Origin of the sequence: Mesobacillus maritimus (assembly GCF_023715205.1) — a bacterium.
Taxonomy (GTDB): Bacteria; Bacillota; Bacilli; order Bacillales; family Cytobacillaceae; genus Mesobacillus_B; species Mesobacillus_B maritimus_C.
Map to the genome: position 1 here is coordinate 1 of NZ_JAMBNR010000128.1, position 256 is coordinate 256.

The 256-nt window shown below is 40.6% G+C and carries 1 rRNA gene; it reads left to right on the plus strand.

The features are described 5' to 3' along the window. A 23S ribosomal RNA gene (locus tag M3182_RS25935) occupies positions 1-82 on the plus strand; the annotation flags it as partial. Positions 83-256: the final 174 nt, after the last annotated feature.

Consider the following 256-nt stretch of genomic DNA (forward strand, 5'->3'; position numbering starts at 1 on the left):
GATGATCAGGTTGATAGGTCAGAGGTGGAAGCGCGGTGACGTGTGGAGCTGACTGATACTAATCGATCGAGGACTTAACCAATTAATGAAAGTTATTTTCGCTAACGCGAAAAAACTTAGATACTCAACTTACTTTACTTCTTACAAACATTATCTAGTTTTGAGGGAACAAAGATTTTTGCGAAAGCAAAAGATCTCTCTTTAATTAAATAGTCTGGTGACGATGGCGAGAAGGTCACACCCGTTCCCATGCCGA